The 18,601-nt window shown below is 49.7% G+C and carries 22 protein-coding genes and 3 pseudogenes; 19 read left to right on the top strand and 6 right to left on the bottom strand.

What is annotated here, in order from left to right:
• The 3 genes and pseudogenes from BFF42_RS23050 to iprA all read left to right on the top strand — a co-directional run.
• The coding region (locus BFF42_RS23050) for an integrase core domain-containing protein (protein WP_000318964.1) at positions 1–286 on the top strand (286 nt) is incomplete at its 5' end.
• 23 nt (positions 287–309) lie between these two features.
• A pseudogene (locus tag BFF42_RS23045) lies at positions 310–2,040 on the top strand (autotransporter outer membrane beta-barrel domain-containing protein); the annotation flags it as partial.
• Positions 2,041–2,127: 87 nt separating this feature from the next.
• On the top strand, positions 2,128–2,751 hold the full coding sequence (gene iprA / locus BFF42_RS23040) for a hydrogen peroxide resistance inhibitor IprA (protein ID WP_005029125.1): 624 nt from the start codon (positions 2,128–2,130) through the stop codon (positions 2,749–2,751).
• Here the strand turns inward: iprA and ampH are convergent, their stop codons facing one another.
• On the bottom strand, positions 2,752–3,909 hold the full coding sequence (ampH, locus tag BFF42_RS23035; RefSeq protein WP_000830741.1) for a D-alanyl-D-alanine-carboxypeptidase/endopeptidase AmpH: 1,158 nt from the start codon (positions 3,907–3,909) through the stop codon (positions 2,752–2,754).
• Between the two features lie 351 nt (positions 3,910–4,260).
• Between ampH and sbmA the strand changes: the two genes are divergently transcribed.
• The gene (gene sbmA, locus BFF42_RS23030; protein WP_004980979.1) at positions 4,261–5,481 is read left to right on the top strand and encodes a peptide antibiotic transporter SbmA; all 1,221 of its coding nucleotides are present in this window, start codon (positions 4,261–4,263) and stop codon (positions 5,479–5,481) included.
• A 12-nt stretch (positions 5,482–5,493) separates the two neighbouring features.
• Positions 5,494–6,588 (top strand): surface-exposed outer membrane lipoprotein YaiW, encoded by a 1,095-nt coding sequence (gene yaiW / locus BFF42_RS23025; RefSeq protein WP_000092057.1) that lies wholly within the window; start codon positions 5,494–5,496, stop codon positions 6,586–6,588.
• 58 nt (positions 6,589–6,646) lie between these two features.
• Here the strand turns inward: yaiW and BFF42_RS23020 are convergent, their stop codons facing one another.
• Entirely contained in the window at positions 6,647–6,955 is a 309-nt protein-coding gene (locus tag BFF42_RS23020) for a YaiY family protein (protein WP_000763151.1), read from the bottom strand.
• A 259-nt stretch (positions 6,956–7,214) separates the two neighbouring features.
• Here BFF42_RS23020 and BFF42_RS23015 point away from each other — a divergent pair, with 259 nt between their 5' ends.
• Positions 7,215–7,427, top strand: coding sequence for a DUF2754 domain-containing protein (locus BFF42_RS23015; RefSeq protein WP_001295334.1), 213 nt, complete (start codon positions 7,215–7,217; stop codon positions 7,425–7,427).
• Between the two features lie 23 nt (positions 7,428–7,450).
• Here the strand turns inward: BFF42_RS23015 and ddlA are convergent, their stop codons facing one another.
• A complete protein-coding gene (gene ddlA, locus BFF42_RS23010) occupies positions 7,451–8,545 on the bottom strand; it encodes a D-alanine--D-alanine ligase (protein ID WP_000413696.1) in 1,095 nt (364 codons plus the stop codon).
• A 77-nt stretch (positions 8,546–8,622) separates the two neighbouring features.
• Between ddlA and BFF42_RS27145 the strand changes: the two are divergent.
• From BFF42_RS27145 to adrA, 5 genes and pseudogenes are all read left to right on the top strand, one after another.
• A pseudogene (locus BFF42_RS27145) lies at positions 8,623–8,825 on the top strand (hypothetical protein).
• A 181-nt stretch (positions 8,826–9,006) separates the two neighbouring features.
• Positions 9,007–9,267: an anti-adapter protein IraP gene (gene iraP / locus BFF42_RS23005; protein WP_000792980.1), complete on the top strand. Its 261-nt coding sequence runs from the start codon at positions 9,007–9,009 to the stop codon at positions 9,265–9,267.
• 100 nt (positions 9,268–9,367) lie between these two features.
• Positions 9,368–10,783, top strand: a complete 1,416-nt coding sequence (phoA, locus tag BFF42_RS23000; RefSeq protein ID WP_039058998.1) for an alkaline phosphatase — start codon at positions 9,368–9,370, stop codon at positions 10,781–10,783.
• 118 nt (positions 10,784–10,901) lie between these two features.
• Positions 10,902–11,222 carry a phosphate starvation-inducible protein PsiF gene (gene psiF / locus BFF42_RS22995; protein WP_001295332.1) on the top strand — a complete coding sequence of 107 codons (321 nt, stop codon included), beginning with the start codon at positions 10,902–10,904 and terminating at the stop codon, positions 11,220–11,222.
• 101 nt (positions 11,223–11,323) lie between these two features.
• A complete protein-coding gene (gene adrA, locus BFF42_RS22990) occupies positions 11,324–12,424 on the top strand; it encodes a diguanylate cyclase AdrA (RefSeq protein WP_039059000.1) in 1,101 nt (366 codons plus the stop codon).
• Between the two features lie 16 nt (positions 12,425–12,440).
• On the opposite strand, the gene proC is transcribed toward adrA, so the two are convergent.
• Positions 12,441–13,250 (bottom strand): pyrroline-5-carboxylate reductase, encoded by an 810-nt coding sequence (gene proC, locus BFF42_RS22985; RefSeq protein ID WP_012421672.1) that lies wholly within the window; start codon positions 13,248–13,250, stop codon positions 12,441–12,443.
• 119 nt (positions 13,251–13,369) lie between these two features.
• Between proC and BFF42_RS22980 the strand changes: the two genes are divergently transcribed.
• The 7 genes and pseudogenes from BFF42_RS22980 (at position 13,370) to BFF42_RS22950 (ending at position 16,636) form a co-directional block, all read left to right on the top strand.
• Positions 13,370–13,828 (top strand): YaiI/YqxD family protein, encoded by a 459-nt coding sequence (locus BFF42_RS22980; protein ID WP_000158149.1) that lies wholly within the window; start codon positions 13,370–13,372, stop codon positions 13,826–13,828.
• 182 nt (positions 13,829–14,010) lie between these two features.
• Positions 14,011–14,535: a shikimate kinase AroL gene (gene aroL / locus BFF42_RS22975; protein ID WP_000193385.1), complete on the top strand. Its 525-nt coding sequence runs from the start codon at positions 14,011–14,013 to the stop codon at positions 14,533–14,535.
• Positions 14,536–14,584: 49 nt separating this feature from the next.
• Positions 14,585–14,776, top strand: coding sequence for a protein YaiA (yaiA, locus tag BFF42_RS22970; protein ID WP_001142439.1), 192 nt, complete (start codon positions 14,585–14,587; stop codon positions 14,774–14,776).
• 257 nt (positions 14,777–15,033) lie between these two features.
• Positions 15,034–15,711: an AroM family protein gene (locus BFF42_RS22965; protein WP_001276420.1), complete on the top strand. Its 678-nt coding sequence runs from the start codon at positions 15,034–15,036 to the stop codon at positions 15,709–15,711.
• A gap of 71 nt (positions 15,712–15,782) precedes the next feature.
• Positions 15,783–16,067 (top strand): pyrimidine/purine nucleoside phosphorylase, encoded by a 285-nt coding sequence (ppnP, locus tag BFF42_RS22960; protein WP_000941942.1) that lies wholly within the window; start codon positions 15,783–15,785, stop codon positions 16,065–16,067.
• 147 nt (positions 16,068–16,214) lie between these two features.
• Positions 16,215–16,556: pseudogene (locus BFF42_RS22955) on the top strand (DUF2773 domain-containing protein); the annotation flags it as partial.
• The gene (locus BFF42_RS22950; protein WP_128566910.1) at positions 16,553–16,636 is read left to right on the top strand and encodes a hypothetical protein; all 84 of its coding nucleotides are present in this window, start codon (positions 16,553–16,555) and stop codon (positions 16,634–16,636) included. The pseudogene BFF42_RS22955 and the gene BFF42_RS22950, both read left to right, overlap by 4 nt.
• Before the next feature lie 77 nt (positions 16,637–16,713).
• Here the strand turns inward: BFF42_RS22950 and rdgC are convergent, their stop codons facing one another.
• Complete coding sequence (rdgC, locus tag BFF42_RS22945) at positions 16,714–17,625, bottom strand: recombination-associated protein RdgC (RefSeq protein ID WP_001298537.1); 912 nt, start codon at positions 17,623–17,625, stop codon at positions 16,714–16,716.
• Positions 17,626–17,749: 124 nt separating this feature from the next.
• On the opposite strand from rdgC, the gene mak reads away from it, so the two are divergent.
• Positions 17,750–18,535 carry a fructokinase gene (gene mak / locus BFF42_RS22940; protein ID WP_001219323.1) on the top strand — a complete coding sequence of 262 codons (786 nt, stop codon included), beginning with the start codon at positions 17,750–17,752 and terminating at the stop codon, positions 18,533–18,535.
• On the opposite strand, the gene BFF42_RS28035 is transcribed toward mak, so the two are convergent.
• Positions 18,530–18,601: hypothetical protein (locus BFF42_RS28035; protein ID WP_242412324.1), on the bottom strand; the 72-nt coding region annotated here is incomplete at its 5' end. The genes mak and BFF42_RS28035 overlap by 6 nt on opposite strands.

Raw genomic sequence — 18,601 nt, 5'->3', positions numbered from 1 at the left:
AACACGCCAGTTCGCCCGGATGTTGGGACTTGAACCGAAGAACACGGCGGTGCGGAGTCCGGAGAGTAACGGAATAGCAGAGAGCTTCGTGAAAACGATAAAGCGTGACTACATCAGTATCATGCCCAAACCAGACGGGTTAACGGCAGCAAAGAACCTTGCAGAGGCGTTCGAGCATTATAACGAATGGCATCCGCATAGTGCGCTGGGTTATCGCTCGCCACGGGAATATCTGCGGCAGCGGGCTTGTAATGGGTTAAGTGATAACAGATGTCTGGAAATATAGGGGCAAATCCAGCCACTTCAGGCCGTATTATTGACAACAAAGTATTCCAGAGCGGCGTATTTAACGTAACACTGAACAATAGTTCAGAATGGAATACCGTTAATAGTTCAGTAATTGATACATTAGCTGTAAATAATGGCTCTCAGGTAAATGTTACTGATTCCTCTCTGGTATCAGATACCATTAGTTTAACCAACGGTTCTTCACTGAATATTGGTGCAAATGGCGTGGTTGCTACAGACCACCTGACTGTTGATAGCTACAGTACCGTTAATTTAACCGAATCTACCGGTTGGAATAATTATTCTAATCTGTATACCAATACTATCACTGTGACTAACGGTGGTGTGCTGGATGTGAATGTTGATCAGTTCGATACTGAAGCTTTCCGTACTGATAAACTGGAACTGACCAGCGGCAACATTGCTGACCATAATGGCAACGTAATTTCTGGTGTGTTCGACATCAACAGCAGCGATTACGTTCTGAACGCTGATCTGGTGAACGACCGTACGTGGGATACTTCCAAGTCTAACTACGGTTACGGTATTGTTGCTATGAACTCTGATGGTCACCTGACTATCAATGGTAACGGCGACGTAGACAACGGTACTGAACTGGATAACAGCTCTGTTGATAACGTTGTTGCTGCAACCGGTAACTACAAAGTTCGTATCGACAACGCAACTGGCGCTGGCACTATCGCTGATTACAAAGATAAAGAACTTATTCGGGTAAACGACGCTAACACCAACGCGACCTTCTCTGCTGCTAACAAAGCTGACCTGGGTGCATACACCTATCAGGCTGAACAGCGCGGTAACACCGTTGTTCTGCAACAGATGGAGCTGACCGACTACGCTAACATGGCGCTGAGCATCCCGTCTGCGAACACCAATATCTGGAACCTGGAACAAGACACCGTTGGTACTCGTCTGACCAACTCTCGTCATGGCCTGGCTGATAACGGCGGCGCATGGGTAAGCTACTTCGGTGGTAACTTCAACGGCGACAACGGCACCATCAACTATGATCAGGATGTTAACGGCATCATGGTCGGTGTTGATACCAAAATTGACGGTAACAACGCTAAGTGGATCGTCGGTGCGGCTGCAGGCTTCGCTAAAGGTGACATGAATGACCGTTCTGGTCAGGTGGATCAAGACAGCCAGACTGCCTACATCTACTCTTCTGCTCACTTCGCGAACAACGTCTTTGTTGATGGTAGCTTGAGCTACTCTCACTTCAACAACGACCTGTCTGCAACCATGAGCAACGGTACTTACGTTGACGGTAGCACCAACTCTGACGCGTGGGGCTTCGGTTTGAAAGCCGGTTACGACTTCAAACTGGGTGATGCTGGTTACGTGACTCCTTACGGCAGCGTTTCTGGTCTGTTCCAGTCTGGTGATGACTACCAGCTGAGCAACGACATGAAAGTTGACGGTCAGTCTTACGACAGCATGCGTTATGAACTGGGTGTAGATGCAGGTTATACCTTCACCTACAGCGAAGATCAGGCTCTGACTCCGTACTTCAAACTGGCTTACGTCTACGACGACTCAAACAACGATAACGATGTGAACGGTGATTCCATCGATAACGGTACTGAAGGGTCTGCGGTACGTGTTGGTCTGGGTACTCAGTTCAGCTTCACCAAGAACTTCAGCGCCTATACCGATGCTAACTACCTCGGTGGTGGTGACGTAGATCAAGACTGGTCCGCGAACGTGGGTGTTAAATATACTTGGTAATATTCTTCACTCCGAAGAAATTCTGGTAATTTAATCTAAATAATGCCCGTCAAGGATTTGACGGGCATTACTGCAAAGGACGCGCAAATGTTATCTGTAGTTAAACCTCTTCAGGAATTTGGTAAGCTCGATAAATGTTTGTCCAGATACGGTACGCGCTTCGAGTTTAATAATGAAAAGCAAGTTATATTTTCCAGTGATGTCAATAGCGAAGATACTTTCGTTATTTTAGAGGGCGTTATCTCTCTGCGTAGAGAAGAAAACGTACTTATCGGTATTACCCAGGCTTCTTATATTATGGGGCTGGCTGATGGTTTAATGAAAAACGATATACCATACAAATTAATATCAGAAGGAAATTGTACGGGATATCATCTACCAGCCAAACAAACCATTACGCTTATTGAACAAAATCAACTCTGGCGAGACGCTTTTTACTGGTTAGCTTGGCAAAATAGAATTCTGGAATTACGCGACGTGCAGCTCATTGGGCATAATTCCTACGAACAAATCCGCGCAACATTATTATCAATGATTGACTGGAATGAAGAATTGCGATCACGTATTGGTGTGATGAATTATATCCATCAACGTACACGCATATCGCGTTCTGTCGTCGCAGAAGTTCTCGCTGCTTTGCGTAAAGGCGGCTATATCGAAATGAATAAAGGCAAACTGGTCGCTATCAACCGTTTGCCTTCAGAGTATTAATCAGGATGCAGGGATAACCAACGGTTTATTCCCGCTTAGCTCGGTCACCAGATCATTGATGCCATCGCTCATATTTTTAAAGCGCGTCAACGGCGAACGAGTGACCACCACAAACGCGCCAATATTCTTCTGCGGGATCATCGCCATATAGGTAATGAAACCGCCACCACCGCCTGTCTTCTGAATAATCCCCGGACGACCCTCTTTCGGGGCCATATATACCCAGCCTAAACCAAGCGCATCCGCTTTGCCGGGGACATCCATGCCAATCACTTTGGTAAACTGCGCGCGCTGATAAATCAACGTCTGCATGCGATCTGCCTGGTTACTGCGCTGATAAAAATCAGATGATAAATACTGCTGCATCCAGCGCATCATATCGCCAGGCGTGGAATAGACGCCGCCGCTGCCAATTGCCGCCAGCGTGTTATTGCACGGACTGGCACCGCGCTCAGCAACCATTAAACGGCGGCACTGATCCGGTGAGGGGGTGTAGGTGGTGTCTTTCATCCCCAATGGACGGGTAATCTGCTCTTCAAACAACTGGGTATAAGGCTTGCCGGACGCATTCGCCAGTGCATCTGCCAGCAGGTCGAACGCAAGGTTAGAGTACGCCGCCTGACTGCCTGGCGCGGCTTTCAGCTTCGCCGTAGAAAGGTATTTCCAGCGTTGCTCGCGCGTTGGCCAGACAAACACCGGACGATGTGCCGCGCCACCGGGCTGTTCACGGGGCAGGGCGCTGGTATGGGTTGCCAGATTCACTAGGGTAATGGGCGTCCCATTGTAGGTTGGCACGCGTGCGCCTGGCGGAGCATATTTACTTAGCGGATCGTTTAACTTCACGGTCCCCTGGTCGAGCAATTTCACCAGCATTTCACTGGTCATTAGCTTGGTGAGGGAAGCAATACGCACGACCGAATCCAGCTGCGGGCGAACGTTATTACCAGGTCGCGTTTCGCCATAACTGCGAAAGACGCGCTGGTTACCGTCGATAACAACCAGCGCCATCCCCGTGGCACCGCTGCCGTAAAAAATATGATCGGCATAACGATCGACAATATCAGAGGCAAACTCCGGTTCAGTGATCGGCTGCGCCGCATGGACGGAGGTCAATGACGCCGCACACAGCACGGCAGAAAAAAGTAGACTACGTTTCAACGGTGGTGTCCATAGATTGAATGAAGGTAACTGAGCGTATTTATACTACTCATTGATGGATTGCAAAGGGCGAATTAGTGCAATAATAGTGTTAAAAACGTAACGGCGCGTAAACACGATCTTTTTCCTGCTCACCAATGCCTGCATTTGTGATCCTGCGCGTGTTAATCCGCTTATGTAAACAATCTTTGGTTTGTGAAATCCGTCGAAACAATTCTTATGGTCAGGCTGGCGAACTAAGCGCCTTGCTATGGGTCACAATGGGCGGTTTCATTTGGCTGACGCTTTGTAGTGGTCATGCGGTTAATACACAGCAGTTGTTAAAACGATAAGAAGTTAGCAGGAGTGCATATGTTTAAGTCTTTTTTCCCAAAGCCGGGAGCGTTTTTTCTCTCGGCCTTTGTTTGGGCATTGATTGCCGTTATCTTCTGGCAAGCCGGTGGGGGAGACTGGGTGGCGCGTATCACCGGCGCTTCCGGGCAGATCCCGATTAGCGCCGCGCGTTTCTGGTCGTTGGATTTCCTGATTTTTTACGCTTACTACATTGTTTGCGTAGGACTTTTCGCATTTTTCTGGTTTATCTACAGCCCGCACCGTTGGCAATACTGGTCAATACTCGGTACTGCACTGATCATCTTCGTCACCTGGTTTTTGGTGGAAGTCGGGGTCGCCGTCAACGCCTGGTATGCACCGTTCTATGATCTGATTCAAACCGCGCTAAGTTCGCCGCATAAAGTCACTATCGAACAATTTTACCGCGAAGTGGGCGTCTTTCTGGGGATTGCGCTGATCGCGGTGGTGATCAGTGTACTGAACAACTTCTTTGTCAGTCACTATGTGTTCCGCTGGCGTACGGCGATGAACGAATATTACATGGCGAACTGGCAACAACTGCGTCATATCGAAGGTGCCGCACAGCGTGTGCAGGAAGACACCATGCGTTTTGCTTCAACGCTGGAGAATATGGGCGTCAGTTTTATCAACGCCATCATGACGTTGGTCGCCTTCCTGCCGGTGCTGGTAACGCTCTCCGCGCATGTGCCGGAGCTGCCGATTATCGGGCACATTCCGTATGGTCTGGTGATTGCCGCTATCGTCTGGTCGCTGATGGGGACCGGATTGCTGGCAGTGGTAGGGATCAAACTGCCGGGGCTGGAGTTTAAAAACCAGCGAGTAGAGGCCGCCTACCGTAAAGAGCTGGTTTATGGTGAAGACGATGCCACGCGCGCGACGCCGCCTACGGTACGCGAGCTGTTTAGCGCCGTACGGAAAAACTATTTTCGCCTCTATTTTCACTATATGTATTTCAACATCGCCCGCATTCTCTATTTGCAGGTCGATAACGTTTTCGGTTTGTTCTTGCTGTTTCCGTCAATTGTTGCCGGTACGATTACGCTCGGCTTGATGACGCAGATTACCAACGTTTTTGGTCAGGTTCGCGGTGCTTTCCAGTACCTGATTAACTCATGGACCACACTGGTTGAGTTGATGTCTATCTACAAACGTCTGCGCAGCTTTGAACATGAGCTGGATGGTGACAAAATTCAGGAAGTAACCCATACCTTGAGCTAAAAAGGAGAAGTAATGTCGCGCGTCAATCATCTATCTTCGCTGTCATTGTTGGCGGTTCTGGTTTTAGCGGGGTGTAGTAGTCAGGCTCCGCAACCGTTGAAAAAGGGCGAAAAAGCGATAGATGTAGCGAGCGTCGTGCGGCAGAAGATGCCTGCGAGCGTGAAAGACCGCGATGCCTGGGCGAAATATCTCGCCACCACCTTTGAAAGTCAGGGGCTGGCACCGACGCTGGAAAACGTCTGCTCGGTGCTGGCGGTGGCGCAGCAGGAGTCAAATTATCAGGCAGATCCGGCCGTTCCGGGCTTAAGCAAGATCGCCTGGCAAGAGATTGACCGTCGTGCTGAACGGATGCACATTCCTGCTTTTCTGGTTCATACCGCGCTAAAAATCAAATCGCCAAACGGCAAAAGTTATAGCGAACGGTTAGATTCGGTGCGTACAGAAAAGCAATTGAGCGCGATTTTTGACGATCTGATCAGCATGGTACCAATGGGGCAGACGCTGTTTGTTTCGCTTAATCCGGTGCGCACCGGTGGGCCGATGCAGGTCAGCATTGCTTTTGCCGAACAGCATACCAAAGGGTATCCGTGGAAAATGGACGGTACAGTTCGTCAGGAAGTCTTCAGTCGCCGCGGCGGGTTGTGGTTTGGTACTTACCATTTACTGAATTATCCCGCCAGCTATAGCGCACCGATATACCGCTTTGCTGATTTTAACGCTGGCTGGTACGCCAGCCGTAATGCCGCGTTTCAGAACGCGGTCAGTAAGGCCAGCGGCGTGAAGCTGGCACTGGACGGTGATTTAATTCGTTACGACAGTAAAGAACCCGGGAAAACCGAACTGGCAACGCGCAAACTGGCGGGAAAACTGGGGATGAGCGACAGCGAAATTCGCCGTCAGTTAGAGAAAGGTGACAGCTTCTCTTTTGAGGAGACGGCGCTGTACAAGAAAGTTTATCAACTTGCCGAAGCGAAAACGGGTAAATCACTACCCCGCGAAATGTTGCCTGGCATTCAACTGGAAAGCCCGAAAATCACCCGCAACCTGACTACGGCCTGGTTTGCGAAGCGCGTAGACGAACGGCGGGCGCGTTGTATGAAACAGTGATCAAACAGGAATGTCATGCCAGATAAGGCGTTTTAGGCCGTATCTGGCAACGTAAATCTTACTGGCGGCGATGTCGCCAGTGCAGCCATAGCGCCACCACTGCAAAAATGAGGCAGCCTACTAAAAACGGGATCAGCCCGAAAATGGTGCCGACACCTAAACCAATTTCCACCCGTGGGCGACCTGTTTCCTGGACCTGCATTAAACGCTCATAGACGCCGGGCGCATGCACTAACAGGTTCAGCAATTGCGCCCCAGCCCAAAAGCAAAACAGCACAAACAACGCATAGGCAATGTTGCCAGGCGTTGAAGAGGCATTGCGATATTTTCCGCTAAACAGCGATTTTGACAGGGTGAAATCAGCCATAAAAACCTCCGGAAGTCATCTGCTTCTCTTCTGGTGTGATACCAGCGGCTTATGGCAAGTCTGACAGGTCATTTAGATTGTCAATATCAGAATCATGGTAAATTGATGTTGGGAATATTCCCGAAGCGTGAATCTTCGTTGTGAGTCACAAAATGGCAACCTTAAGTTAAATTTATTAACAATTACGAAAATGTTGTCTACACCACAGACGGTTGTTACAGAATATGCAAGGATGTTGTTTTTCGTTAACGGAGCTGCCATGAATCTGCCTGTAAAAATCCGCCGTGACTGGCACTACTATGCGTTCGCCATTGGCCTTATATTCATTCTTAATGGCGTGGTGGGGTTACTGGGATTTGAAGCAAAAGGTTGGCAGACCTATGCCGTCGGTCTGGTGACGTGGGTGATTAGTTTCTGGCTGGCGGGGTTGATTATTCGTCGTCGCGATGAAGAAACTGAAAACGCCCAATAAGAATATTATCGGGCGTTAAAATATTACATTGTGGTTTTCAATGCGTTATCCGCAGCGTGACGCTCCAGCGCCAGCTCAATCAAACGTGTGATCAGATCGGTGTAACCCAGACCGCTGGCTTGCCACAGCTTCGGATACATACTGATGTTGGTGAAGCCAGGCAGTGTGTTGATCTCGTTGATCACCACTTCGTTCTCTGGGGTTAAAAACACGTCTACACGCGCCATGCCTGCGCATCCCAACGTTTGATAAGCCTGAACGGCAATCGCCCGGATCTTATCGTTGATTTCTGGCGCAATGGCTGCCGGAACTACCACTTTCGCGCCATCTTCGTCAATGTACTTGGTGTCGTAGGCATAGAAGTCGCTGGTGAGTACGATCTCGCCACAGGTGCTGGCTTGCGGGTTGTCGTTGCCCAGAACTGCGCATTCGATCTCACGACCTTTGATCCCTTGCTCAACGATCACTTTATGATCGAATTCGAACGCCAGATCGACGGCAATTGCGTACTGTTCTTCACTGGTTACTTTGCTGACACCAACAGAAGAGCCCTGATTAGCCGGTTTTACAAACAGTGGTAACCCCAGTTTAGACTCCACTTCGGCAAAACTAATGTTGTGACGATTGGCGCGCGTCAGGGTAATAAATGGCGCAATGTTCAGCCCGGCATCGCGCAGCAGACGTTTGGTAACATCTTTATCCATACAGGCTGCTGAAGCCAGAACATCAGAACCTACAAACGGTAAATTGGCGACCCGCAGCATTCCCTGCAAGGAACCATCTTCGCCCAGCGTACCGTGGACAATCGGGAAAATGACATCCACCGTCGGTAACGGCTGACCGTTTTGCGCGTCGATAAGCTGATGCTCATGTTTACTTGGCACCTGCGCAAGGCTAGTCGCCGAAGGGCGCAACGCAATATGGGCAGGATCGTCTGCATTTAGCAGATAATTGCTGGCATCGCTGACGTGCCATTGCCCTTGTTTATCAATGCCCAGCAGCACAACGTCGAAGCGACTTTTATCAATGGCATCGACAATGTTTTTTGCCGATTGCAGAGACACTTCATGTTCCGCTGATTTACCACCAAAAACGATTCCTACCCGCAGTTTTTCCATCTTAAAAACCTATCCCGTCTAACACAAAGTGCATACATTACCACGACAAAACGGGGGATTCGCGGCCTTCTGACAGAATGTTGCAATCTTCTGCTGACAAAGCGTGCAACGTAATGGTGAAGAAAGTGCGTTATCACAAAGATGTGCGCGAGATCACAAAAATGATGAACGGGAAGCTAATTTATTCCTGGCTTAAATGGCCATGCGGTGAGTTTTTTCTCTTAGTTGTAAGTAAACGCAGAGAATATATTTCATAACTTTTGTTTATAATAAAGGTTGATAATTAAAGGCCTGTTCTTTGTGTGGTTAATTATTTAAATATGAGAAACGTTTCGCTGGTAATCAAACAAAGAACATTTGCGCAAAGTATTTCCTTTGTCATAAAAATAATACTTCCAGACACTATGAAGTTGTGAAACATAATGTTAACTTCTCCATACGTTGGATAAGGAAATACAGACATGAAAAATCTCATTGCTGAGTTGTTATTAAAGCTTGCCCAAAAAGAAGAAGAGTCGAAAGAACTGTGCGCGCAGGTAGAAGCTTTGGAGATTATCGTCACTGCAATGCTTCGCAATATGGCACAAAATGACCAACAGCGCTTGATTGAACAGGTGGATGGGGCTCTTTACGAGGTAAAGCCTGATGCCAGCATTCCTGACGACGATACGGAGCTGCTGCGCAATTATGTAAAGAAGTTATTGAAGCATCCTCGTCAGTAAAAAGTTAATCTTTTCAACAGCTGTCATAAAGTTGTCACGGCCGAGACTTATAGTCGCTTTGTTTTTATTTTTTAATGTATTTGTACATGGAGAAAATAAAGTGAAACAAAGCACTATTGCACTGGCACTCTTACCGTTACTGTTTACCCCTGTGACAAAAGCCCGGACACCAGAAATGCCTGTTCTGGAAAACCGGGCTGCTCAGGGCGATATTACTGCACCCGGCGGTGCTCGCCGTTTAACGGGTGATCAGACTGCCGCTCTGCGTGATTCTCTTAGCGATAAACCTGCAAAAAATATTATTTTGCTGATTGGCGATGGGATGGGGGATTCGGAAATTACAGCCGCACGTAATTATGCCGAAGGTGCGGGCGGCTTTTTTAAAGGTATCGATGCCTTACCGCTTACCGGGCAATACACTCACTATGCGCTGAATAAAAAAACCGGCAAACCGGACTACGTCACCGATTCGGCTGCATCAGCAACCGCCTGGTCAACCGGTGTCAAAACCTATAACGGCGCGCTGGGCGTCGATATTCACGAAAAAGATCACCCAACGATTCTGGAAATGGCAAAAGCCGCAGGTCTGGCGACCGGTAACGTTTCTACCGCAGAGTTGCAGGATGCCACGCCCGCTGCGCTGGTGGCACATGTGACTTCGCGCAAATACTACGGTCCGAGCGCGACCAGTGAAAAATGTCCGGGTAACGCTCTGGAAAAAGGCGGAAAAGGATCGATTACCGAACAGCTGCTTAATGCTCGTGCCGACGTTACGCTTGGCGGTGGCGCAAAAACCTTTGCTGAAACGGCAACCGCCGGTGAATGGCAGGGAAAAACGCTGCGTGAACAGGCACAGGCGCGTGGTTATCAGTTGGTCAGCGATGCCGCCTCGCTAAATGCGGTGACGGAAGCGAATCAGCAAAAACCTCTGCTTGGACTGTTTGCTGACGGCAATATGCCAGTGCGCTGGCTAGGACCGAAAGCAACGTACCACGGCAATATCGATAAGCCCGCAGTCACCTGTACGCCTAATCCGCAACGTAATGACAGTGTACCAACCCTGGCGCAGATGACCGACAAAGCCATTGAATTGTTGAGTAAAAATGAGAAAGGATTTTTCCTGCAAGTTGAAGGTGCGTCAATCGATAAACAGGATCACGCTGCGAATCCTTGTGGGCAAAGTGGCGAGACGGTCGATCTCGATGAAGCCGTACAACGGGCGCTGGAATTCGCTAAAAAGGATGGCAACACGCTGGTCATAGTCACCGCTGATCACGCCCACGCCAGCCAGATTGTCGCGCCGGATACCAAAGCTCCGGGCCTCACCCAGGCGCTAAATACCAAAGATGGCGCAGTGATGGTGATGAGCTACGGGAACTCCGAAGAGGATTCACAAGAACATACCGGCAGTCAGTTGCGTATTGCGGCGTATGGCCCGCATGCCGCCAATGTCGTTGGACTGACCGACCAGACCGATCTCTTCTACACCATGAAAGCCGCCCTGGGGCTGAAATAAAACCGCGCCCGGCAGTGAATTTTCGCTGCCGGGTGGTTTTTTTGCTGTTAGCAACCAGACTTAATGGCAAATCTCGGGCGCATACGCTCATGGTTAAAACATGAAGAGGGATGGTGCTATGAAAATTACATTACTGGTTACCTTGCTTTTCGGTCTGGTTTTTTTAACCACAGTCGGCGCTGCCGAGAGAACGTTAACCCCACAACAACAGCGTATGACCTCCTGTAATCAGCAGGCGACGGCGCAGGCGTTGAAAGGGGATGCTCGTAAGACCTACATGAGTGATTGCCTGAAGAACAGCAAGTCTGCGCCTGGTGAAAAAAGTTTGACGCCACAGCAGCAAAAGATGCGCGAATGTAATAATCAAGCAACACAACAATCTCTGAAAGGTGATGATCGTAATAAGTTTATGAGTGCCTGCCTCAAGAAAGCCGCCTGATACCTGATAGTGCTAACGGGTGAGCTACGAAAGTGGCTCACCCGAAATTTCATACTTCTGCCTTTAGCCCCGTCTCTATAATTTGGGAAAATTGTTTCTGAATGTTCCCAAAAATAATGAATGATGAAAACTTTTTCAAAAAAGCGGCGGCGCATGGGGAGGAACCTCCTTTAACTCCTCAAAACGAACATCAGCGGTCCGGGCTGCGCTTCGCCCGTCGCGTCAGACTACCCCGTGCGGTTGGCCTGGCTGGCATGTTCTTACCGATTGCTTCAACGCTGGTTTCGCACCCGCCGCCGGGCTGGTGGTGGCTGGTGTTGGTCTGGCCGCATTTAGCCTGGCAGATAGCGAGCAGGGCCGTCGATCCGCTTAGCCGGGAAATTTACAACTTAAAAACCGATGCAGTATTAGCGGGAATGTGGGTAGGCGTAATGGGCGTAAACGTGCTGCCTTCCACCGCTATGTTGATGATTATGTGTCTGAATTTGATGGGGGCAGGCGGCCCCCGTCTGTTTGTCGCGGGTCTGGTGTTGATGGTGGTTTCCTGCCTTGTCACCCTCGAGCTTACGGGCATTACCGTGTCGTTCAATAGTGCGCCGCTGGAATGGTGGCTCTCCCTTCCCATTATTGTCGTTTATCCTCTGCTGTTTGGCTGGGTCAGCTACCAGACGGCAACCAAACTGGCGGAACATAAACGCAGGTTGCAGGTCATGAGTACCCGCGACGGCATGACGGGCGTGTATAACCGACGTCATTGGGAAACTATGTTACGCAATGAATTTGATAACTGTCGGCGGCATAATCGCGATGCAACGTTACTGATTATCGATATCGACCATTTCAAGAGCATCAACGATACCTGGGGTCATGATGTGGGCGATGAAGCGATTGTGGCGCTTACCCGACAGTTACAAATTACCCTGCGCGGTAGCGATGTGATTGGTCGGTTTGGCGGCGATGAGTTTGCAGTAATCATGTCCGGTACGCCAGCTGAGAGCGCCATTGCCGCCATGTTACGGGTGCGTGAAGGGCTAAACACGTTACGCTTGCCGAATACGCCACAGGTAACTTTACGGATTAGTGTGGGGGTTGCGCCGCTGAACCCACAAATGAGTCACTATCGTGAGTGGTTGAAATCGGCAGATTTGGCGCTTTACAAAGCAAAGAAAGCCGGACGTAACCGCACCGAAGTGGCGGCCTGACGTCCGGCGAAAGTCATCAGGATTTGCTGAGTTTTTCTGATTTTTCCATACACTTCGTCATCGCTTCGATCACTGCGGCACGGAAGCCTTTCTCTTCCAGTACGCGTACCGCTTCAATGGTGGTGCCTCCCGGTGAGCAGACCATATCTTTCAGTGCCCCCGGATGTTCTCCCGTTTCCAGCACCATTTTTGCGGAACCCATTACCGCCTGAGCGGCAAATTTATACGCCTGGGCGCGTGGCATCCCGCCCAGCACGGCGGCGTCGGCCATCGCTTCGATAAACATAAATACGTAGGCTGGCGAAGAACCGCTCACACCGACTACCGGGTGGATCATCGGCTCAGCAATTACTTCCGCTTCGCCAAAGCAGCGGAAAATATTCAGCACATCAGCGGTATCTTCTGGGGTTACCAGCGCGTTTGGCGTTACGGAGGTCATCCCGGCATTAACCAGCGCGGGAGTGTTCGGCATGGCGCGGATAATTTTCCGGTCATGGCCCAGCGCGCGGGCAAGCTGGTCGAGCGTGACACTTGCAGCAATAGAAACGACCAGAGAGTCTTTATTCAGGCTGGAGGTGATTTCGCTAAGCACTTTAATCATGATGCCAGGTTTAACGGCAGCAAAAATGATGTCGGCGATTTGCGCCACTTCTTGCGCCGATTCTGCGGCGTTGATGCCGAACTGGTCATGCAGGGCGGCGACTTTATTCGGGGAGGGGGTGTATACCCAGATTTGCCCTGGAAGCACCTGACCGCTGGCAATCAGACCGCCGAGAATGGCTTTTCCCATATTGCCGCAGCCAATAAAACCGATTTTCTTTTCCATTGCCTCACTCCTGCCGTGAAATTCATTGTTTTGATAATCGCTGGCAGAAGCATAAACAGAACTATGCCGGAAGGCAAAAGCGCGACACAATAGAGGATTACCCAACAAAGGATGACTTTATGACAATTTGGGTGGATGCCGACGCGTGTCCCAATGTAATTAAAGAGATTTTGTATCGCGCGGCGGAACGTATGCAGATGCCGCTGGTACTGGTAGCAAACCAGAGTTTACGCGTGCCGCCATCGCGATTTATTCGTACGCTGCACGTCGCGGCAGGTTTCGACGTTGCCGATAACGAAATTGTCCGGCAGTGTGAAGCGGGCGATTTGGTGATCACCGCAGATATACCTTTGGCTGCTGAAGCCATCGAGAAAGGCGCAGCGGCGCTTAATCCGCGCGGCGAACGTTACACGCCAGCGACCATTCGTGAGCGCCTGACGATGCGCGATTTTATGGATACCTTACGTGCCAGTGGGATCCAGACCGGCGGACCAGATAGCCTTTCACAACGTGACCGCCAGGCCTTTGCCGCGGAGCTGGAGAAGTGGTGGCTGGAAGTGCAACGTAGTCGTGGCTAAATGTAATTTATTATTTACACTTCATTCTTGAATATTTATTGGTATAGTAAGGGATGTATTGAGATTTTCACTTTAAGTGGAATTTTTTCTTTACAATCGAAATTGTACTAGTTTGATGGAATGTTCGCTATTCTCATGACACCGGCTTTCGCCGCATTGCGACCTATTGGGGAAAACCCACGATGACACAACCTCTTTTTCTGATCGGGCCTCGGGGCTGTGGTAAAACAACGGTCGGAATGGCCCTTGCCGATTCGCTTAACCGTCGGTTTGTCGATACCGATCAGTGGTTGCAATCACAGCTCAATATGACGGTCGCGGAGATCGTCGAAAGGGAAGAGTGGGCGGGATTTCGCGCCAGAGAAACGGCGGCGCTGGAAGCGGTAACTGCGGCATCCACCGTTATCGCTACAGGCGGCGGCATTATTCTGACGGAATTTAATCGTCACTTCATGCAAAATAACGGGATCGTGGTTTATTTGTGTGCGCCAGTATCAGTCCTGGTTAACCGACTGCAAGCTGCACCGGAAGAAGATTTACGGCCAACCTTAACGGGAAAACCGCTGAGCGAAGAAGTTCAGGAAGTGCTGGAAGAACGCGATGCGCTATATCGCGAAGTTGCGCATATTATCATCGACGCAACAAACGAACCCAGCCAGGTGATTTCTGAAATTCGTAGCGCCCTGGCACAGACGATCAATTGTTGATTTTAGAGCGCCTATACTTAACGTTCATTCCGTGAAATAAGGAAGAACGATGCCAACGAAACCGCCTTATCCTCGTGAAGCATATATAGTGACGATTGAAAAAGGAAAGCCAGGACAGACGGTAACCTGGTACCAACTCAGAGCCGATCATCCTAAACCAGACTCGTTGATCAGTGAACATCCGACCGCTCAGGAAGCGATGGATGCGAAAAAACGCTATGAGGACCCTGACAAAGAGTGACCGCATCAGACTGCTCGGAAGGGATTCTGAGTGCCACTACAAGGGATCTGCGTCACATTTTTCATAATTCATGTTTTTCTAATAATTAGAATATTAAACAATAACAATCCATTACTGGAATCATTTGGAATCTTTACATTATGCCGTGCACGTCTGCTGCTACGCTTTTTGTCATTTGTAGCACAAGTAAGTGTCAGCAGTGGTGCTTCACACTTGCCCGGTAATTAACGACGAAAGAAAAGTAAGGTGGATGAACAATGAGTGCGTCGTTGGCGATCCTGACCATCGGCATTGTACCTATGCAGGAGGTTTTGCCGCTTCTGACGGAATACATTGACGAAGATAATATTTCCCATCATAGCCTGCTGGGGAAGTTAAGTCGTGAAGAAGTGATGGCGGAGTACGCGCCAGAAGCAGGCGAAGACACCATTCTCACATTATTAAATGACAACCAGCTGGCCCATGTTTCGCGTCGTAAAGTGGAGCGAGACCTGCAAGGTGTGGTTGAAGTGCTCGATAATCAGGGTTATGACGTCATTTTATTAATGAGTACAGCAAACATTAGTAGTATGACTGCGCGTAATACGATCTTTCTTGAGCCGTCGCGAATATTGCCTCCACTGGTTTCCTCTATTGTTGAAGATCATCAGGTGGGGGTTATCGTTCCGGTTGAGGAGATGCTGCCCGTTCAGGCGCAAAAATGGCAAATTTTGCAGAAATCGCCGGTATTTTCATTGGGTAACCCCATTCATGATTCAGAACAAAAAATCATTGATGCCGGGAAAGAATTACTGGCAAAAGGGGCTGATGTCATCATGCTGGATTGTTTAGGATTTCACCAACGTCATCGCGATTTACTGCAAAAACAGCTCGATGTTCCTGTCTTGCTGTCTAACGTATTGATTGCACGGCTGGCTGCGGAATTACTGGTGTAATTTTGCGTGACAGCCAGCGCCTCTGGCCCCTATAGTGAAGTAGATGTTCAACTACCAGACAGGGCCAGTTTATGCTTCAAAGTAATGAGTACTTTTCCGGCAAAGTGAAATCAATCGGCTTTTCCAGCAGCAGCACTGGTCGCGCCAGCGTGGGTGTTATGGTTGAAGGCGAATACACCTTCAGCACCGCTGAGCCGGAAGAGATGACGGTAATCAGTGGCGCGCTGAATGTGTTACTGCCTGATGCGACCGACTGGCAGGTGTATGAAGCCGGTTCGGTGTTTAATGTTCCCGGTCACAGTGAGTTTCATCTGCAAGTTGCCGAACCCACCTCTTATCTGTGCCGCTATCTGTAATTCCTCGCCTTCCCCTTGAACGGGAGGGCATTTTTCTGAAATATCCTCTCTTTAACCCATAATAATATTTCCTTTGCTGCGATTTTTTCAATTTCCGATATATTCATAATTCATCAAGGTTGATATAAATATCAGTGAAGATCTCCAGATATTGTTGCGGAACTGGCTACGATAAAAGATAAATAAGATGATGAATGGTGGCGTGCATTGCTGCAAAGTCGCAATGATCATTTGCGCCAAACGGCATTACGCAACGCACATACCCCGGCGTCGTTGTTAACGACATTGACCGAGTCTCGGCATCGGTCGCTAGCTATGAATAATCCACAGCTCGCTGCCGATGTGAAAACGACGTGGTTAAAAGAGGATCCATCATTACTCTTATTTGTCGAACAACCCGATCTTTCGCTGTTACGGGATTTAGTGAAAACCGGGGCAATGCGGAAAATTCGCAGTGAAGCGCGTCACTGGCTTGAGGAAAAACAATGACACAACGTCCATGGAGCAAGTTACAGCATAAAACGCATAATATTGCTGCGCTAAAAATTATTGTCCGCCGTAGCGAATAATTATATCCCTGGTGTGGCTTCGTACGCCGGATAAGACGCGGCAGGCGTCGCATCCGGCATTAAAGGAAAATCAGCAATTAACGTTGTGCTTCGCCACCTAATCCTTCAATCAGGTTTTGAATTAACGCTGCCAGTTCACCAGTCATCAGGATGAAATCGGCATCAAAACGCTGGGCGAAATCTTCACGGTCGATATCTTCGTTTTGATCGCGCAGCTCGTCGCAAAACTTCAGACGCTTGAGCGAACCATCGTCGCACATCACAAACTGAATGCGCTGCTGCCAGTCGAGCGCCAGTTTAGTCACCACTTTTCCGGCTTCGATGTGATTGGTGATCTCTTCGCTGGTCAGATCTTGTTTCTTCGCGCGGATCACGCCGCCATCTTCCAGCAACGATTTCAGCTCGGCTTCATCAAGCAGCTGGAAGCCCTGTGCCGCGCTACCGGAGCGAACCCATTCGGTCAGCGTCAGTTCAATCGGGTTTTCCATGCTCAATGGTACCACAGGTAACGACCCCAGGCTTTTACGCAGCAGTGCCAGCGTATCTTCCGCTTTTTTGGCACTGGCGCAGTCCACCATAATCAAACCGTTAACCGTGTCGATCCACATCATTGTCTGGCTAAAACGGCTGAAAGCACGCGGCAACAGAGAGTGCAGCACTTCGTCTTTCAGCGAATCTTTTTCGGTTTTCTTCAGCTTACGCGCCTGTTCCGCTTCCAGTTTGGCGATTTTCGCTTCCAGCGCCTGCTTAATCACCGGAGACGGGAGGATTTTTTCTTCTTTGCGCGCGCAGATAACAATTTGACCATTGGCAACGTGCGTTAACGCATCGCTGTGCGATCCCATCGGAGGAACCCAGCCCATCTTCGCCATGTCCTGGCTGCCGCATGGGGTAAATGCCATCGAGGCTAGCTGTTTTTCCATCTCTTCTGCACGCAGCGAAATCTCGCGGCTAAGACGGTAAACCATTAAATTTTTGAACCACAGCATGATAATTTCCACGGCCTTGTTGTTAAATTTAGCGGGCATGATAACGAATTGTCGGCGGCCTTGCATTGCCAATCCGGTTGTCCGTCTCTACGCTATTGATATTGAAAAAAATAAGGAGAGTACCGTGCGTATAGGTATCGATTTAGGCGGCACCAAAACTGAAGTGATTGCACTGGGCGATGCAGGGGAGCAGTTGTACCGCCATCGTCTGCCCACGCCGCGTGATGATTACCGGCAGACTATTGAAACGATCGCCACGTTGGTTGATATGGCGGAGCAGGCGACGGGGCAGCGCGGAACGGTAGGTATGGGCATTCCTGGCTCAATTTCGCCTTACACCGGTGTGGTGAAGAATGCCAATTCAACCTGGCTCAACGGTCAGCCATTCGATAAAGACTTAAGCGCGAGGTTGCAGCGGGAAGTGCGGCTGGCAAATGACGCTAACTGTCTGGCGGTTTCAGAAGCAGTAGATGGCGCGGCAGCGGGAGCGCAGACGGTATTTGCCGTGATTATCGGCACGGGATGCGGCGCGGGCGTGGCATTCAATGGGCGGGCGCATATCAGCGGCAATGGCACGGCAGGTGAGTGGGGACACAATCCGCTACCGTGGATGGACGAAGACGAACTGCGTTATCGCGAGGAAGTCCCTTGTTATTGCGGTAAACAAGGTTGTATTGAAACCTTTATTTCGGGCACGGGATTCGCGATGGATTATCGTCGTTTGAGCGGACATGCGCTGAAAGGCAGTGAAATTATCCGCCTGGTTGAAGAAAGCGATCCGGTAGCGGAACTGGCATTGCGTCGCTACGAGCTGCGGCTGGCAAAATCGCTGGCACATGTCGTGAATATTCTCGATCCGGATGTGATTGTCCTGGGAGGTGCCCCTATTAAGTTGTCAAGCATGTTATGACCCCTGCGGGGTATAAAAAGTCCCGTCGCGCATCATGGCGAACAGAACGTCGCAGCGTCGTCTCGC

This window comes from Shigella sp. FC1661, from assembly GCF_001712525.1.
In the GTDB taxonomy this organism is placed as follows: Bacteria; Pseudomonadota; Gammaproteobacteria; order Enterobacterales; family Enterobacteriaceae; genus Escherichia; species Escherichia coli.
This window is presented reverse-complemented; position numbering and strand designations above follow the sequence as displayed.

What these genes read in the sequence shown, in the direction of transcription:
- iprA (WP_005029125.1), top strand. Translation starts at nt 2,128, where the DNA reads ATGTTATCTGTAGTTAAACCTCTTCAGGAATTTGGTAAGCTCGATAAA.
- sbmA (WP_004980979.1), top strand. Translation starts at nt 4,261, where the DNA reads ATGTTTAAGTCTTTTTTCCCAAAGCCGGGAGCGTTTTTTCTCTCGGCC.
- yaiW (WP_000092057.1), top strand. Translation starts at nt 5,494, where the DNA reads ATGTCGCGCGTCAATCATCTATCTTCGCTGTCATTGTTGGCGGTTCTG.
- BFF42_RS23020 (WP_000763151.1), bottom strand. Translation starts at nt 6,955, where the DNA reads ATGGCTGATTTCACCCTGTCAAAATCGCTGTTTAGCGGAAAATATCGC.
- BFF42_RS23015 (WP_001295334.1), top strand. Translation starts at nt 7,215, where the DNA reads ATGAATCTGCCTGTAAAAATCCGCCGTGACTGGCACTACTATGCGTTC.
- ddlA (WP_000413696.1), bottom strand. Translation starts at nt 8,545, where the DNA reads ATGGAAAAACTGCGGGTAGGAATCGTTTTTGGTGGTAAATCAGCGGAA.
- iraP (WP_000792980.1), top strand. Translation starts at nt 9,007, where the DNA reads ATGAAAAATCTCATTGCTGAGTTGTTATTAAAGCTTGCCCAAAAAGAA.
- psiF (WP_001295332.1), top strand. Translation starts at nt 10,902, where the DNA reads ATGAAAATTACATTACTGGTTACCTTGCTTTTCGGTCTGGTTTTTTTA.
- adrA (WP_039059000.1), top strand. Translation starts at nt 11,324, where the DNA reads ATGTTCCCAAAAATAATGAATGATGAAAACTTTTTCAAAAAAGCGGCG.
- proC (WP_012421672.1), bottom strand. Translation starts at nt 13,250, where the DNA reads ATGGAAAAGAAAATCGGTTTTATTGGCTGCGGCAATATGGGAAAAGCC.
- BFF42_RS22980 (WP_000158149.1), top strand. Translation starts at nt 13,370, where the DNA reads ATGACAATTTGGGTGGATGCCGACGCGTGTCCCAATGTAATTAAAGAG.
- aroL (WP_000193385.1), top strand. Translation starts at nt 14,011, where the DNA reads ATGACACAACCTCTTTTTCTGATCGGGCCTCGGGGCTGTGGTAAAACA.
- yaiA (WP_001142439.1), top strand. Translation starts at nt 14,585, where the DNA reads ATGCCAACGAAACCGCCTTATCCTCGTGAAGCATATATAGTGACGATT.
- BFF42_RS22965 (WP_001276420.1), top strand. Translation starts at nt 15,034, where the DNA reads ATGAGTGCGTCGTTGGCGATCCTGACCATCGGCATTGTACCTATGCAG.
- ppnP (WP_000941942.1), top strand. Translation starts at nt 15,783, where the DNA reads ATGCTTCAAAGTAATGAGTACTTTTCCGGCAAAGTGAAATCAATCGGC.
- BFF42_RS22950 (WP_128566910.1), top strand. Translation starts at nt 16,553, where the DNA reads ATGACACAACGTCCATGGAGCAAGTTACAGCATAAAACGCATAATATT.
- rdgC (WP_001298537.1), bottom strand. Translation starts at nt 17,625, where the DNA reads ATGCTGTGGTTCAAAAATTTAATGGTTTACCGTCTTAGCCGCGAGATT.